11 protein-coding genes are annotated in these 12,641 nt (G+C 62.8%); 5 read left to right on the forward strand and 6 right to left on the reverse strand.

The window, feature by feature from the left end:
* Positions 1-25: 25 nt before the first annotated feature.
* Genes V6F78_RS01740 through V6F78_RS01755 form a run of 4 tightly spaced genes read left to right on the forward strand, consistent with a single transcriptional unit; the run spans position 26 to position 3,867 of the window.
* A complete protein-coding gene (locus tag V6F78_RS01740) occupies positions 26-1,093 on the forward strand; it encodes an acyl-CoA dehydrogenase family protein (RefSeq protein WP_094991116.1) in 1,068 nt (355 codons plus the stop codon).
* Positions 1,093-1,935 (forward strand): ABC transporter ATP-binding protein, encoded by an 843-nt coding sequence (locus tag V6F78_RS01745; protein WP_332726512.1) that lies wholly within the window; start codon positions 1,093-1,095, stop codon positions 1,933-1,935. Before V6F78_RS01740 ends, V6F78_RS01745 begins: the two co-directional genes overlap by 1 nt.
* Positions 1,901-3,100, forward strand: coding sequence for an ABC transporter substrate-binding protein (locus V6F78_RS01750; protein WP_332726513.1), 1,200 nt, complete (start codon positions 1,901-1,903; stop codon positions 3,098-3,100). The genes V6F78_RS01745 and V6F78_RS01750 overlap by 35 nt, the downstream gene beginning before the upstream one ends.
* A complete protein-coding gene (locus tag V6F78_RS01755) occupies positions 3,097-3,867 on the forward strand; it encodes an ABC transporter permease (protein WP_047275097.1) in 771 nt (256 codons plus the stop codon). The genes V6F78_RS01750 and V6F78_RS01755 overlap by 4 nt, the downstream gene beginning before the upstream one ends.
* A gap of 3 nt (positions 3,868-3,870) precedes the next feature.
* Here the strand turns inward: V6F78_RS01755 and V6F78_RS01760 are convergent, their stop codons facing one another.
* Both V6F78_RS01760 and V6F78_RS01765 read right to left on the reverse strand, forming a co-directional pair.
* Entirely contained in the window at positions 3,871-4,131 is a 261-nt protein-coding gene (locus V6F78_RS01760; protein WP_047293819.1) for a helix-turn-helix domain-containing protein, read from the reverse strand.
* Between the two features lie 145 nt (positions 4,132-4,276).
* Complete coding sequence (locus tag V6F78_RS01765; RefSeq protein WP_047275093.1) at positions 4,277-5,662, reverse strand: nucleobase:cation symporter-2 family protein; 1,386 nt, start codon at positions 5,660-5,662, stop codon at positions 4,277-4,279.
* Positions 5,663-5,847: 185 nt separating this feature from the next.
* On the opposite strand from V6F78_RS01765, the gene V6F78_RS01770 reads away from it, so the two are divergent.
* Positions 5,848-7,491: an ABC1 kinase family protein gene (locus V6F78_RS01770; protein WP_047293817.1), complete on the forward strand. Its 1,644-nt coding sequence runs from the start codon at positions 5,848-5,850 to the stop codon at positions 7,489-7,491.
* 55 nt (positions 7,492-7,546) lie between these two features.
* Here V6F78_RS01770 and lpdA read toward each other — a convergent pair whose 3' ends face one another.
* From lpdA to V6F78_RS01790, 4 genes are read right to left on the reverse strand one after another with little or no spacing between them, the layout of a single operon-like run.
* Positions 7,547-8,935: a dihydrolipoyl dehydrogenase gene (gene lpdA, locus V6F78_RS01775; RefSeq protein ID WP_047280377.1), complete on the reverse strand. Its 1,389-nt coding sequence runs from the start codon at positions 8,933-8,935 to the stop codon at positions 7,547-7,549.
* A gap of 2 nt (positions 8,936-8,937) precedes the next feature.
* Complete coding sequence (locus tag V6F78_RS01780) at positions 8,938-10,227, reverse strand: dihydrolipoamide acetyltransferase family protein (RefSeq protein WP_332726514.1); 1,290 nt, start codon at positions 10,225-10,227, stop codon at positions 8,938-8,940.
* Entirely contained in the window at positions 10,228-11,283 is a 1,056-nt protein-coding gene (locus tag V6F78_RS01785) for an alpha-ketoacid dehydrogenase subunit beta (protein ID WP_047275086.1), read from the reverse strand.
* 4 nt (positions 11,284-11,287) lie between these two features.
* Positions 11,288-12,523 (reverse strand): 3-methyl-2-oxobutanoate dehydrogenase (2-methylpropanoyl-transferring) subunit alpha, encoded by a 1,236-nt coding sequence (locus V6F78_RS01790; protein WP_047275084.1) that lies wholly within the window; start codon positions 12,521-12,523, stop codon positions 11,288-11,290.
* Positions 12,524-12,641 lie beyond the last annotated feature (118 nt).

The following is a 12,641-nucleotide window of genomic DNA, read 5'->3' on the forward strand; positions in this document are numbered from 1 at the left end:
GTCCCGATTTAAAGGAGAAATCGACATGCTAGACCCTGTACTGAGTCATTGGCTGGATGCCGAAGCCGAGGCGCTGGACCTCGGCCACAGTGACCCGCAACACGTCCTGTCGCAACTGGCATCGGCCAATGTGCTACGGGTCGGCATCAGCCCACAGCTGGGTGGCACCGGCGGCAATCTGGCCGATGCACTGGAAGTAATGGCCAGCGTTGCCAGCCATTCCCTGGCTTCGGCTTTTGTGTTTTGGGGCCAGCGCGCTTTTATCGAATACCTGTTGCACAGTCCCAACACCGGGCTGCGCGAACGCTTGCTGCCTGACTTGCTGAGTGGCCAATTGGCGGGCGCCACCGGGCTGTCCAACGCCATGAAATTTTTGTCCGGGATTGAATCGTTGCAAGTGCGCGCCCGTGCCCACGCCAATGGTTGGGCGCTGGACGGTCGGTTGCACTGGGTCACTAATTTGCGCAAAAGCGGGTTCGTGGTCGCGGCGGCCATTGAGCGTGAAGAGGGTGGCGCGCCTTTTGTGCTGGCAATCCCTGACGGCTTGCCGGGCCTGCAGCGTTCCGATGACCTTGAATTGATGGGGTTGCAGTCAAGCAACACGGCCGCACTCGACTTCCAGGCGGTGCAGGTCGCCCAAGAATGGTTGTTGCACGACAACGCCAAAGTCTTTCTGCCTGCCGTGCGCCCGGCGTTTTTAGGCCTGCAATGCGGGCTGTCGATCGGCCTGGCACGACGCTCGTTGCAGGAGGCCGAAGCGCACTTGCAAGGTCCGCGCTCCGGTTTGCTCGAACTGTTGAATGAACAAAAGGCGGACCTGGAAGCTCAGGTGGACGCCTTGAAAACCGGCCTGCTGGAGGGTCGGTTCCTGACGAACCCGGCGGCCCTGTTTAACATCCGCATTGCCTTGGCAGAAGCCACGGCCAGCGCGGTGCAGTTCGAACTGCAAGCCAGTGGCGGCAAAGCCTACCTGTGTGCCCATGGCAGCGCGTTCGCCCGACGCTGGCGCGAGTCGGCCTTTGTGCCGATCGTGACCCCGAGCCTGGTGCAACTGCGGGCCGAGTTGCTGCGTCAGGCCAAGGTCAGCGCGTGATGAGCTCGGTCTTGCTGGACGCGCGTGACATCACCCTGGGCTATGCCCGGGGCCAGGGATGGCAATCGGTACTGGAGGGGTTCGACCTGCAACTGGCACCCGGAGAAATCGTGTCAGTGCTGGGCCCAAGCGGGGTGGGCAAATCCAGCCTGCTGCGGGTTCTGGCAGGGTTGCAAGCCCCGCACTCAGGCACGGTGAGCTTGTTGGGCGAAGCGGTCACCGCGCCGCACCCCCGGGTCGCGGTGGCGTTTCAGGACCCGAGCCTGTTGCCCTGGTTGAACCTTGAACATAACGTCGGCTTCGGGCTGGATTTCGCCCGCCAGCCCAAAGTGGCCGCCGCAGCGCGCAAGGCGCGGGTCGATCAGGCCATTACGGAAGTGGGCTTGCAACACGCAAGGGGGCAGTACCCGGCGCAGTTGTCCGGCGGCATGGCGCAGCGGGTGGCGCTGGCCCGCTGCCTGGCGCGTCAGCCCCAAGTGCTGTTGCTCGACGAACCGTTTGGTGCGCTGGACGAAGTCACCCGCGCCGACATGCAGCAGTTGTTGCTCAGCGTGATTGCGCGGCACAACACGGCGGCGCTGTTGATTACTCACGATATTGACGAAGCCCTGCTGCTCAGCGACCGGATTCTGCTACTGGGCCACAGCCCGGCGCGGACTGTCGGTGAGTGGCGCATCGACCTTGCGCAACCGCGTGAAGACCGGGTCGAGGAGCTGGGCGCTTTGCGCATCGACATTCTCAAAACCCTTCGGCGGGCGAGCCGCACCCCTGACCTTGAACCTTTACGCGACTCGCTGGAGCTAGCACATGTGCCTGGACGACTTCATACACACTCGGCGTGACATTTTAAAACTCAGCGCCATGCTCACCGCGGCGGGCGCCTTGCCGATGCTCAGCAGCCTGCAGGCCCGTGCGGCGGCCGAGCCGGAGGCGCCGGTGCGCATCGGTTACCTTCCGATCACCGACGCCACGCCGTTGCTGGTGGCGCACAACAATGGCCTGTTCGAGGCCGAGGGCATCAAGGCTGAGCGCCCTGTGTTGCTGCGCAGCTGGGCGCAGGTGATCGAAGCCTTTATCTCCGGGCAGGTCAACGTGATTCACTTGCTCTCGCCGATGACGGTGTGGGCGCGTTACGGCAGCAAAGTGCCTGCCAAAGTCGTGGCCTGGAATCACGTGGGCGGCTCCGGGCTGACCGTAGCCCCCGACATCCAAGAGGTCCGGCAACTGGGCGGCCAATCCATCGCGATTCCGTTCTGGTACTCGATCCACAACGTGGTGGTGCAACAGCTGTTTCGCGACAACGGCTTGCAACCGGTCACACGCCCGGTAGGCAGCACGCTGGCCGCCAATGAAGTGAACCTGGTGGTCATGCCGCCTTCCGACATGCCGCCCGCTTTGGCGACCAAGCGCATCGCCGGGTACATCGTGGCCGAGCCGTTCAATGCCTTGGCCGAAGACTTGAACGTCGGCCGCATTCAGCGTTTCACCGGCGATCTGTGGCGCAATCACGCGTGCTGCGTGGTGTTCATGCACGAGCATGACCTGAACAACCGGCCTGAATGGTCGCAAAAAGTGGTCAACGCCATCGTCAAGGCGCAGCTCTGGACCCGCGATAACCGACAGGCCGCCGCCCAGTTGCTGGCCAAGGATGGAGAAAACCGATACACGCCGCACAGCAGTGCCGTGCTGCAAAAAGTCCTGGCGCCTGCCTCCAGCGATCGCGCGCGCTATGAAGCGGCGGGGGCGATTCAGCATGGCGACTGGGATGAACAGCGCATTGATTTTCAGCCTTATCCCTTTGCCAGCTATACCGAAGAGCTCGTCACGCGGCTCAAGCACACGCTGATTCAGGGCGACAATCAGTTTTTGGCGGGCCTGGACCCCGCGCATGTGGCGACCGATCTGGTCGATGACCGCTTCGTCAAAAACAGCATCGCCGCCGTGGGCGGGCTCAAGGCATTCGGTTTGCCAGACAGCTTTGAACGCACCGAGGAGTTTGGCTTTTGACTGGGCCAGCACCTTCCACCGCGCGGCAATGGCTACTGGGTGGCGCAGGGCTGTTGAGCCTGTTGCTGGCCTGGTGGCTGGGTGTCGAGTGGCTGGGCAGTGAACAGGGGCTGGCGGCCCGCTTTTCGCCGCAAGCCACGTTTGTCAGCTTGTACGAATTACTGGGCAGCGCTCAGTTGTACGAGAACGTTGGGGTGAGCCTTAAGCGCATCGTGGTCAGCCTGGTGATGGCGTTATTGATCGGCGTGCCATTAGGGCTGCTGATAGGCGGCTCGCGTAATCTGGAGGCCGCCACCACGCCCGCCTTTCAATTCCTGCGCATGATTTCGCCGCTGTCCTGGATGCCGGTGGTGGTGATGCTGATGGGCGTGGGCGATCAGCCCATCTACTTCTTGCTGACCTTTGCCGCCGTGTGGCCGATTTTGCTCAATACCATTGCGGGGGTACGCCAACTGGACCCGCGCTGGCTGCAACTGAGCCGCAGCTTGAGTGCTACGCGTTGGGAAACCTTGCGCCGGGTGATCCTGCCCGGTGTGTTGGGGCATGTGCTGACCGGGGTCCGGCTTTCCATCGGAATTTTGTGGATCGTGCTGGTGCCTTGCGAAATGCTCGGCGTGAGTGCGGGGCTGGGCTATTTCATTCTCGACACCCGCGACCGGCTGGCCTATTCAGAACTGATGGCCATGGTGCTGTTGATCGGTGTGCTGGGGTTTGCGCTGGATGCACTGGCCCGTGGCCTGCATCGACGCTGGGTACACGCGGCCTGACACTCAGCGCTCGCTGAGCTGGCCATTACCGGATGTTTCAGTGTGCGGGTGAGGCGGGTGCGGGGTATGGCGGCCGGTCAGGACGAACAACACGTCGATTCCGACCAGCGTGATGGCCGCAAGGTAGTTGGCGCGGGGCAGGGTCATGTCACGCTCATACAGGCTTTGCGCGTGCCGACCGACTCCACCGGCCTGCGCCAATTGCTGTTGCGTCAGGCCCAGGCGCATGCGTTCCTGTTGCAGTCGTTTTCCGTAGGTATTCATATCGACGCCTGTTCCAGGCTGGGGGATGGAAAAAGAGTACTGGAAGCGGCGGAAGAGGAAAAGCCTGGAATGTGGCATGTCGCCAGCGTGTGGGGCGAGTCTCATAACCGGGCAGGATCAGCGGGGAGCCTGCCCGGTTATCGACTTAAATGCCTGGTTTTTGCTCGGCTTCCGGCAAGAACCAGTTCAGCAGCAGCGCACAGATACCGCCGGTCGCCACGCCCGATTCCAGTACGTTGCGTAACGCCGCCGGCATGTGGGCGAGGAACTCAGGCACTTGCGACACGCCCAGGCCCAGCGCCAGCGACACGGCAATGATCAGCAGCGCACGACGGTCCAGGGTGATGCTGGCCAGAATGTTAATGCCCGATGCGGCCACCGCGCCAAACATCACCATGGCTGCACCGCCCAGTACCGGCTCGGGCACCGCCTGAATCGCCCCGGCCACGCTCGGGAACAGGCCGAGCAGGATCAGCATGGCGGCAATCCAGACGCCGATGTGGCGGCTGGCAATGCCGGTCAGCTGAATCACGCCATTGTTCTGGGCAAAGATCGAGCTGGGGAAGGTGTTGAAAATACCGGCCAGCAGCGAGTTGGCCCCGTTGACCAGTACGCCGCCCTTGATACGTTGCATCCACACCGGGCCTTCGACGGGCTGGCGTGACACCTTACTGGTGGCCGTCACATCGCCAATCGCTTCCAGCGAAGTGACGAGGTAAATCACTAGCATCGGAATGAACAGTGCCCACGAGAACCCAAGGCCAAAGTGCAGTGGCACCGGCACTTGAAACAGCTCGGCCTGGTGCATGCCGGTAAAATCCAGACGCCCCAGATAGCCTGCCAGCGCATAGCCCACCGCCAGTGCGATGACGATGGCGCAGCTGCGCATCCACACCAGCGGGATGCGGTTGAGGATCACGATGATCGCCAGCACCACGCCTGACAGCATCAGGTTTTCGCCATTGGCGAACGTGCCATTGCCCATGGCGGTGAAGCCGCCGCCCATGCTGATCAGGCCGACCTTGATCAGCGTCAGGCCGATCATTAACACCACGATGCCGGTCACCAGCGGGGTAATCATGCGCTTGACGAAAGGCAGCACCCGCGAGATGCCCATTTCAACGAACGAACCGGCAATCACCACGCCAAAGATCGCCGCCATCACGCTTTCGACGGGCGTGCCTTGCTTGACCATCAACGCGCCGCCCGCGATCAACGGGCCGACGAAGTTAAAACTGGTCCCTTGCACAATCAGCAAGCCAGCACCGAATGGGCCGAAGCGTTTGCACTGCACAAATGTGGCGATCCCCGAAATCACCAACGACATCGAGACAATCAGGTTGGTGTCGCGACTGGACACGCCCAACGCCTGACAGATCAGCAGGCCGGGGGTGACGATCGGAACAATGATGGCGAGCAAGTGTTGCAGGGCCGCCAGAAAGCCGATCCACGGCTTGGGGCGGTCCTCAAGACCAAAGACCAGATCGCTGTTCTGGGACTCGGCTTCAAGCGGCGTTTTGGGAGAGGTCATGGCGAGCGCCCTTGGAAAAAAGAGCGCGATTCTACTGGTGTTAGGCCAGCACGCCCAGCGTTTGCGTACCCAAGCGTGCCATTGAACCGGTCGCAGGCTTTAATCAGTCGAATGTTTAGGCCCGCCGACGGTCCCAGATAGAGCCGCCCCGGCTGTCAGCCCCCCAGAAACAAGGACCCGTGCCCATGCTCGAACCCACCTGGACCGCCGTCAAACATCACCGCCGCCTTCATCAGATCATCGCCACCCTGGTGCGTTTTGGCGCGCAGGACGTGGTGGTGCGCCTGGGGCTGGGGCGTTTGCTCGCCCAGGTCAGCGCAGAACCGGGTGAGGCTCTGCCAGCCAGCAGCGCGCAGCGCGTGCGCATGGCGTTAGAAGCCCTGGGCCCGACCTTTATCAAGTGCGGGCAGATTCTGGCCAGCCGCAGCGACATCCTGCCGCCGCACTGGGTCGAAGAACTGCAGGCGCTGCACAGTCAGGCCTCGACCGTGCCGTGGGAGGCGCTGCACGTGCAGGTGCTTGAAGACCTGGGCTGCCCGCTGGAAGAGGTTTTCGCGGTGTTTGACACCCAGCCGCTGGCCGCGGCTTCCATGGCGCAGGTGTACCGCGCACGTTTGCACACGGGCGAGGAGGTGGTGGTCAAGGTTCAGCGTCCCGGGCTGAGGGGCAAAATGACGGCGGACTTGCAACTGCTGGAAAGCGTCGCCCAGTTGATTGAGCAAAACGAGGCGCTGGCGGTGTATCAGCCCCGCCAGATGGTGCGCCAACTGGCGCGGGCGATGCTGCAAGAGCTGGATTTCACCCAGGAGGGCCAGCATTGCGACAGCGTGGCGCAGCATTTTGAACACGACCCCGCCATCGTGATCCCGCGTATACATTGGGCCTACAGCAGCCAGCGGCTGCTGGTGCAGGAATTTCTCCCCAGCTTCACGCCCTTGGAGCGCGAGGCGTTGATTGCCCAAGGCCTGGACCCAAGCCTGTTGGCGCAACGCGGAGCCAAAGCCTTCATCAAGATGTTGCTGGAGGACGGCCTGTTCCATGGCGACCCGCACCCCGGCAATCTGCGGGCCATGAGTGAAAACCGCGTCGGATTTATCGACTTCGGCATGGTCGGGCGCCTGGATGAGCGGCGGCGTCTGGAGGTCATGACATTTATGCGTGCGTTGACCGAAGGCAGTACTGAAACCCTGATCTCGGTCTTGATCGACTGGCAGGGCGAACGGGTGCAGGACGTGACCCAGATCGAACGTGCGGCGCGTCAATACATGGCACAGCACACCCGCCAGCCGTTGAATATGAGTGCGCTGATTCGTGATTTTCTGACGGTGATGCGTGAATACCGCTTGCTGTTGCCCCCGGACCTGCTGGTGCTGTTCAAGGCGCTGATAACAGCCGATGGCGTGTTGACCCGGCTGGACCCGGAGCTGGATTTGGTCGCAACCGCCCAACCTGCGGTGCAGAAGATGCTCCGCGAGCAGTTGAGCTGGAACGTTGCCCAACGCCTCGCAATGGACGGGCTGCAGTTGGGGCGCGGTGTGTTGGAAGATTTGCCGAAATTGACCCGGTTGATGGTGCATCGCCTCAAGCACGGCGTGCTGGATCTGAAAGTCGACCTGCCGGGGATCGAAAAGCTGGAGCGCTCACTGCGCCTGGCTTCAACGCGCTTGTCGCTGGCGCTGTTGATCAGTGCGTTGTTGATCGCCTTTGGCCCCCAGATCGCGGCGGCGGGACCCGTATGGCAAGGGCTCTCGGCCATCGGCTGGCTGGCGGGGATTGCCACGCTGGGCGGGTTGCTGGCGTTCTTGTGGAGCCTGTTCAAAGGTTCCTGACGAAAAACGAAACGGCGCCGGTCAGGCCGGACGCCGCCTCGTGCACGGCACGGTGTTACATATGCAGCGCATGCCCCAGTGCGCGCAGCGCGGCTTCCTGCACTGCCTCGCCCAGGGTCGGGTGGGCGTGGATGGTGCCAGCAATGTCCTCCAGGCACGCACCCATTTCCAGTGATTGGCCAAAGGCCGTGGACAATTCCGACACACCCGCACCGACGGCCTGCCAACCCACAATCAGGTGATTGTCACGCCGCGCCACCACCCGCACGAAGCCGCTTTTGGACTCCAGGGTCATGGCTCGCCCATTGGCCGCAAACGGGAAGCTGGCGCTCAGGCAATCCAGCCCTGCGGCCTCAGCCTCGGCCGGGGTCTTGCCGACCACGACGATTTCAGGGTCGGTGAAACACACGGCGGCGATCGCCGCCGGGCTGAACTCACGTTGTTGGCCAGCAATGATCTCGGCCACCATTTCCCCCTGCGCCATGGCGCGATGGGCCAGCATCGGCTCGCCGGTCAGGTCGCCAATCGCCCAGACGTTGCGCATGCTGGTCTGGCAGCGGTTGTCGACACGGATCGCCGGGCCGTTCATGGTCAAGGCGAGGGTTTCCAGATTGAAACCCTGCGTGCGCGGGCGACGGCCGACCGCCACCAGCACCTGATCGGTTTCCAGCGTCTGGCTTTCCCCCATGCGATTGCGCATCGACAAGGTGCCGGTGCTGGCCTGGAACCCTTCGACGCTGTGTTCCAGGTACAGCGTGATGCCCAGCGCTTTGAGGGATTCGGCAACCGGCTGCGTCAGCTCCATGTCATAGGTGGGCAGGATGCGCTCGCGGGCTTCGACCACCGTGACTTCCGCGCCCAGCTTGCGGTAGGCGATCCCCAGCTCAAGCCCGATGTAACCGGCGCCCACCACGGTCAGGCGTTTGGGAATGTGTGTGGGGTTCAGTGCTTCGGTGGACGAAATAATGGCGCCGCCCAGTGGCAGTATCGGCAGATTGACCGTTTCTGAGCCGGTGGCCAGCAGCAGGTGTTCGCACTCGATGCGCTGGCCGTCGACCTCAACGGCCTTGCCATCCAGAATCTTCGCCCAGCCATGGATGACCTTGACGCCATTCTTTTTCAGCAACGCGCCGACGCCCGTGGTCAGGCGATCGACGATGCCGTTCTTCCAGCTCACGCTTTGCCCGATGTCCAGGGTCGGGGCCGTGGTCTTGATCCCCAAGGGCGAACCGCCCGCGCTGTAGCGTTGCGTGGTGTGGAACTGCTCGGCTACGTGAATCAGGGCTTTGGACGGAATGCAGCCGACATTCAGGCAGGTTCCGCCCAGCGACTGGCCTTCGATCAGGACCGTGGGTATGCCCAGCTGGCCAGCGCGGATGGCCGCCACGTAACCGCCGGGGCCGCCGCCGATAATCAGCAGCGTGGTGTGTTGAGTTGGCTGCATGTTCACTCCACAAACAGGGTGGCAGGTTGTTCGAGCAAGCCACGCATGGCCTGGATAAAGAGTGCCGCGTCCATGCCGTCCACCACCCGGTGGTCGAACGAGCTGGAGAGGTTCATCATTTTGCGCACCACGATCTGGCCTTTGACCACCACCGGGCGCTCGACGATGCGGTTGACGCCAATGATCGCCACTTCCGGCAGGTTGACCACCGGCGTGCTGACGATCCCGCCCAGCGCACCGAGGCTGGTCAGGGTAATGGTCGAGCCCGACAACTCTTCACGGGCGGCCTTGCCGGTGCGCACGGCATTGGCCAGCCGGGCGATCTCATCGGAGGCGCCCCACAGCGTCAGGCTTTCGGCATGCTTGACCACCGGCACCATCAGACCGTTGTCGCTTTGCGCTGCGACGCCCACGTGCACGGCGCCAAAACGGGTGATGACCTGTGCCTGATCGTCGTAGCGCACGTTGATCTGCGGGAAGTCACGCAGCGCCACAACCATGGCCCGAACCAGGAATGGCAGCAGGGTCAGCTTGCCGCGGCTGTCGCCCCATTTCTGGTTGAGCTGGGCGCGCAGTTCTTCGAGGGCGGTCACGTCGACTTCTTCGACATAGCTGAAATGCGCGGCCCGGCGCTTGGCATCTTGCATGCGCTCAGCGATCTTGCGGCGCAGGCCGATCACCGGAATCTGTTGTTCGTCGTTTCGTTTGGCGTAACCGCCGACCGGCGCAGGGCTGGTTTGCGTGTCCTGGGCCAAATAGGCATCAAGGTCGTCATGCAGCACGCGGCCAGCCGGGCCGGTGCCGATCACAAAACGCAGCTCGATACCGGCGTCCCACGCGCGTTTACGCACGGCCGGCGAGGCCAGCGGGCGCTCATTGGCTTCACGGGCCACCGGCACCGGGTGTGAGGCCGGAGCCAGCGCCGGTTTGGCGGGCGGCGCGGTCACGGCGGCCACTTCGACCCGGGCCTGGGGTGCCGCTTTTGGCGCCGCCGTAGGAGCAGGAGCAGGTTCGGCGGGGGCGGCTGCGTTTTCGCGCAGGTTGCCGGCCCCCTCGACTTCGATGCGAATCAGTTCGCTGCCCACGGCCATCACTTCACCGGGCTGGCCGCCCAGAGCCAACACCTTGCCCGCCACTGGCGAAGGAATGTCCACCGTGGCCTTGTCGGTCATCACATCTGCGACCACCTGGTCTTCGCTGACCATGTCACCGACTTTGACGAACCATTCCACCAGTTCCACTTGCGCAATGCCTTCGCCAATGTCCGGCATCTTGATAACGTGCGTACCCATTCAGACCTCCATAACCCGTTGCAAAGCCGCTCCCACTCGCGCCGGGCCGGGGAAATAGGCCCACTCCTGAGCATGCGGGTAAGGGGTGTCCCAGCCCGTGACACGCTCGATCGGCGCTTCCAGATAGTGGAAGCAGTGCTCTTGAACCAGTGCGATCAGCTCGGCGCCAAAACCGCACGTGCGGGTGGCTTCGTGCACGACGACGCAGCGGCGGGTCTTTTTCACGGAGTTGACGATGGCGTCCAGATCCAGCGGCCACAGGCTGCGAAGGTCGATGACTTCGGCGTCGATGCCGGTTTCTTCGGCCGCCACTTGTGACACGTACACCGTGGTGCCGTAGGTCAGGATGGTGACTTCTGTGCCGGGGCGCACGATGGCGGCGCAGTCCAGCGGTACGGTGTAGTAGCCGTCCGGCACCAAGCTGGCGGCGTGTTTGGACCACGGGGTCACGGGGCGTTCGTGGTGACCGTCGAACGGGCCGTTATACAGGCGCTTGGGTTCGAGAAAAATCACCGGGTCATCGTTTTCGATGGAGGCGATCAGCAAGCCCTTGGCGTCGTAAGGGTTGGACGGCATCACGGTGCGCAGGCCGCAGACCTGGGTGAACATTGCTTCGGGGCTCTGGCTGTGGGTCTGGCCGCCGTAGATCCCGCCGCCGCAGGGCATGCGCAGGGTCATCGGGGCTATGAATTCCCCGGCTGAGCGGTAACGCAAACGTGCGGCTTCGGACACGATCTGGTCGGAGGCGGGGTAGAAGTAGTCGGCAAACTGAATCTCGGCCACCGGGCGCAGGCCATACGCGCCCATGCCGACCGCGGCGCCCACGATGCCGCTTTCGGAGATGGGCGCGTCAAACACCCGCGACTTGCCGTATTTGGCCTGCAAGCCTTCGGTGCAGCGGAACACGCCGCCGAAGTAACCCACGTCCTGGCCGAATACCACCACGTTGTCGTCGCGCTCAAGCATCACGTCCATGGCCGAGCGCAAGGCCTGGATCATCGTCATGGTGCTGGTGCTCACGGCGTTCTCCATCTGAATTTTATTGTTGTCGTTCATCTGGTTATAACCCCAATTGCTGACGTTGCCGACGCAAGTGCTCGGGCATGTCTTTGTAGACGTCCTCGAAAATCGTTGCGGCGCTCGGCATTTGCCCGCCCGCCAGGGTGCCGAAGCGTTCGGCTTCCTTTTGTGCCCCGATGATTTCGGCTTCGAGTTCTGCGCTGACGGCAGCGTGTTCGTCTTCGGACCAGTTGCCGGTGGCAATCAGGTGCTGTTTGAGACGAATGATCGGATCACCCAGCGGGAAGTGGCTCCAGTCATCTGCAGGACGGTACTTGGAAGGGTCGTCAGATGTTGAGTGCGGGCCGGCGCGATAAGTGACCCATTCGATCAGCGTCGGGCCCAGATTGCGGCGCGCACGTTCTGCGGCCCATACCGAGGCGGCGTAAACGGCGATGAAGTCGTTGCCGTCGACCCGCAGGGAGGCGATGCCGCACCCCACGCCACGCCCGGCGAATGTCGTGGATTCACCCCCGGCAATGGCCTGGAACGTGGAGATCGCCCACTGGTTATTCACCACGTTGAGGATGACCGGGGCGCGGTACACGTGAGCGAAGGTGAGGGCGGTGTGGAAGTCGGATTCGGCGGTGGCGCCGTCACCGATCCAGGCGGACGCAATTTTGGTATCGCCCTTGATGGCCGACGCCATGCCCCAGCCCACGGCCTGGACGAATTGGGTGGCGAGGTTGCCGGAAATACTGAAGAAGCCGTAATCGCGTACCGAATACATGATCGGCAACTGGCGGCCTTTGAGCGGGTCGCGCTCGTTGGACAGCAGCTGGCAGATCAGGTCCACCAGCGGTACGTCGCGGGCCATGAGAATGCTTTGCTGGCGATAGGTCGGGAAGCACATGTCGTCAAGGTTCAGTGCCAGCGCCTGGGCACTGCCGATGGCTTCTTCGCCCAGGCTTTGCATGTAGAACGACATCTTTTTCTGGCGTTGGGCAACCACCATGCGGGTGTCAAAGATGCGGGTTTTGAGCATCGCCCGCATCCCGGCGCGCAGCACGTCGGTCGGGACGCCTTCGGCCCACGGCCCCAAGGCCCGGCCCTGATCGTCGAGTACGCGGATCAGGCCCTTGGCCAGGTCTGCGGTGTCTGCCGGTTCTACATCAATGGGCGGCTTGCGTACCAAACCGGCGTCGGTAAGACGCAGGTAGCTGAAATCGGTCTTGCAGCCGGGACGGCCGGAAGGTTCGGGAACGTGCAGGCGCAGTGGTGCATAGTCTTGATTCATGGCTTTCTCTACGCTCGATCTTGTCGTGTTTTATTAGGGCGCGGGAGCTAGGTACTGCATGCAAGAAATGTCAGTTCAACCGGCAGATCTTGTCCTACAACAATCATATTCCGGACAG

The organism is Pseudomonas sp. ESBL9, assembly GCF_036668715.1.
GTDB lineage: Bacteria > Pseudomonadota > Gammaproteobacteria > Pseudomonadales > Pseudomonadaceae > Aquipseudomonas > Aquipseudomonas lundensis.

Coding starts and splice junctions, on each gene's coding strand:
- V6F78_RS01780 (WP_332726514.1), bottom strand. CDS start 10,227: ATGGGTACGCACGTTATCAAGATGCCGGACATTGGCGAAGGCATTGCG.
- V6F78_RS01740 (WP_094991116.1), top strand. CDS start 26: ATGCTAGACCCTGTACTGAGTCATTGGCTGGATGCCGAAGCCGAGGCG.
- V6F78_RS01770 (WP_047293817.1), top strand. CDS start 5,848: ATGCTCGAACCCACCTGGACCGCCGTCAAACATCACCGCCGCCTTCAT.
- lpdA (WP_047280377.1), bottom strand. CDS start 8,935: ATGCAGCCAACTCAACACACCACGCTGCTGATTATCGGCGGCGGCCCC.
- V6F78_RS01750 (WP_332726513.1), top strand. CDS start 1,901: ATGTGCCTGGACGACTTCATACACACTCGGCGTGACATTTTAAAACTC.
- V6F78_RS01790 (WP_047275084.1), bottom strand. CDS start 12,523: ATGAATCAAGACTATGCACCACTGCGCCTGCACGTTCCCGAACCTTCC.
- V6F78_RS01745 (WP_332726512.1), top strand. CDS start 1,093: ATGAGCTCGGTCTTGCTGGACGCGCGTGACATCACCCTGGGCTATGCC.
- V6F78_RS01785 (WP_047275086.1), bottom strand. CDS start 11,283: ATGAACGACAACAATAAAATTCAGATGGAGAACGCCGTGAGCACCAGC.
- V6F78_RS01765 (WP_047275093.1), bottom strand. CDS start 5,662: ATGACCTCTCCCAAAACGCCGCTTGAAGCCGAGTCCCAGAACAGCGAT.
- V6F78_RS01760 (WP_047293819.1), bottom strand. CDS start 4,131: ATGAATACCTACGGAAAACGACTGCAACAGGAACGCATGCGCCTGGGC.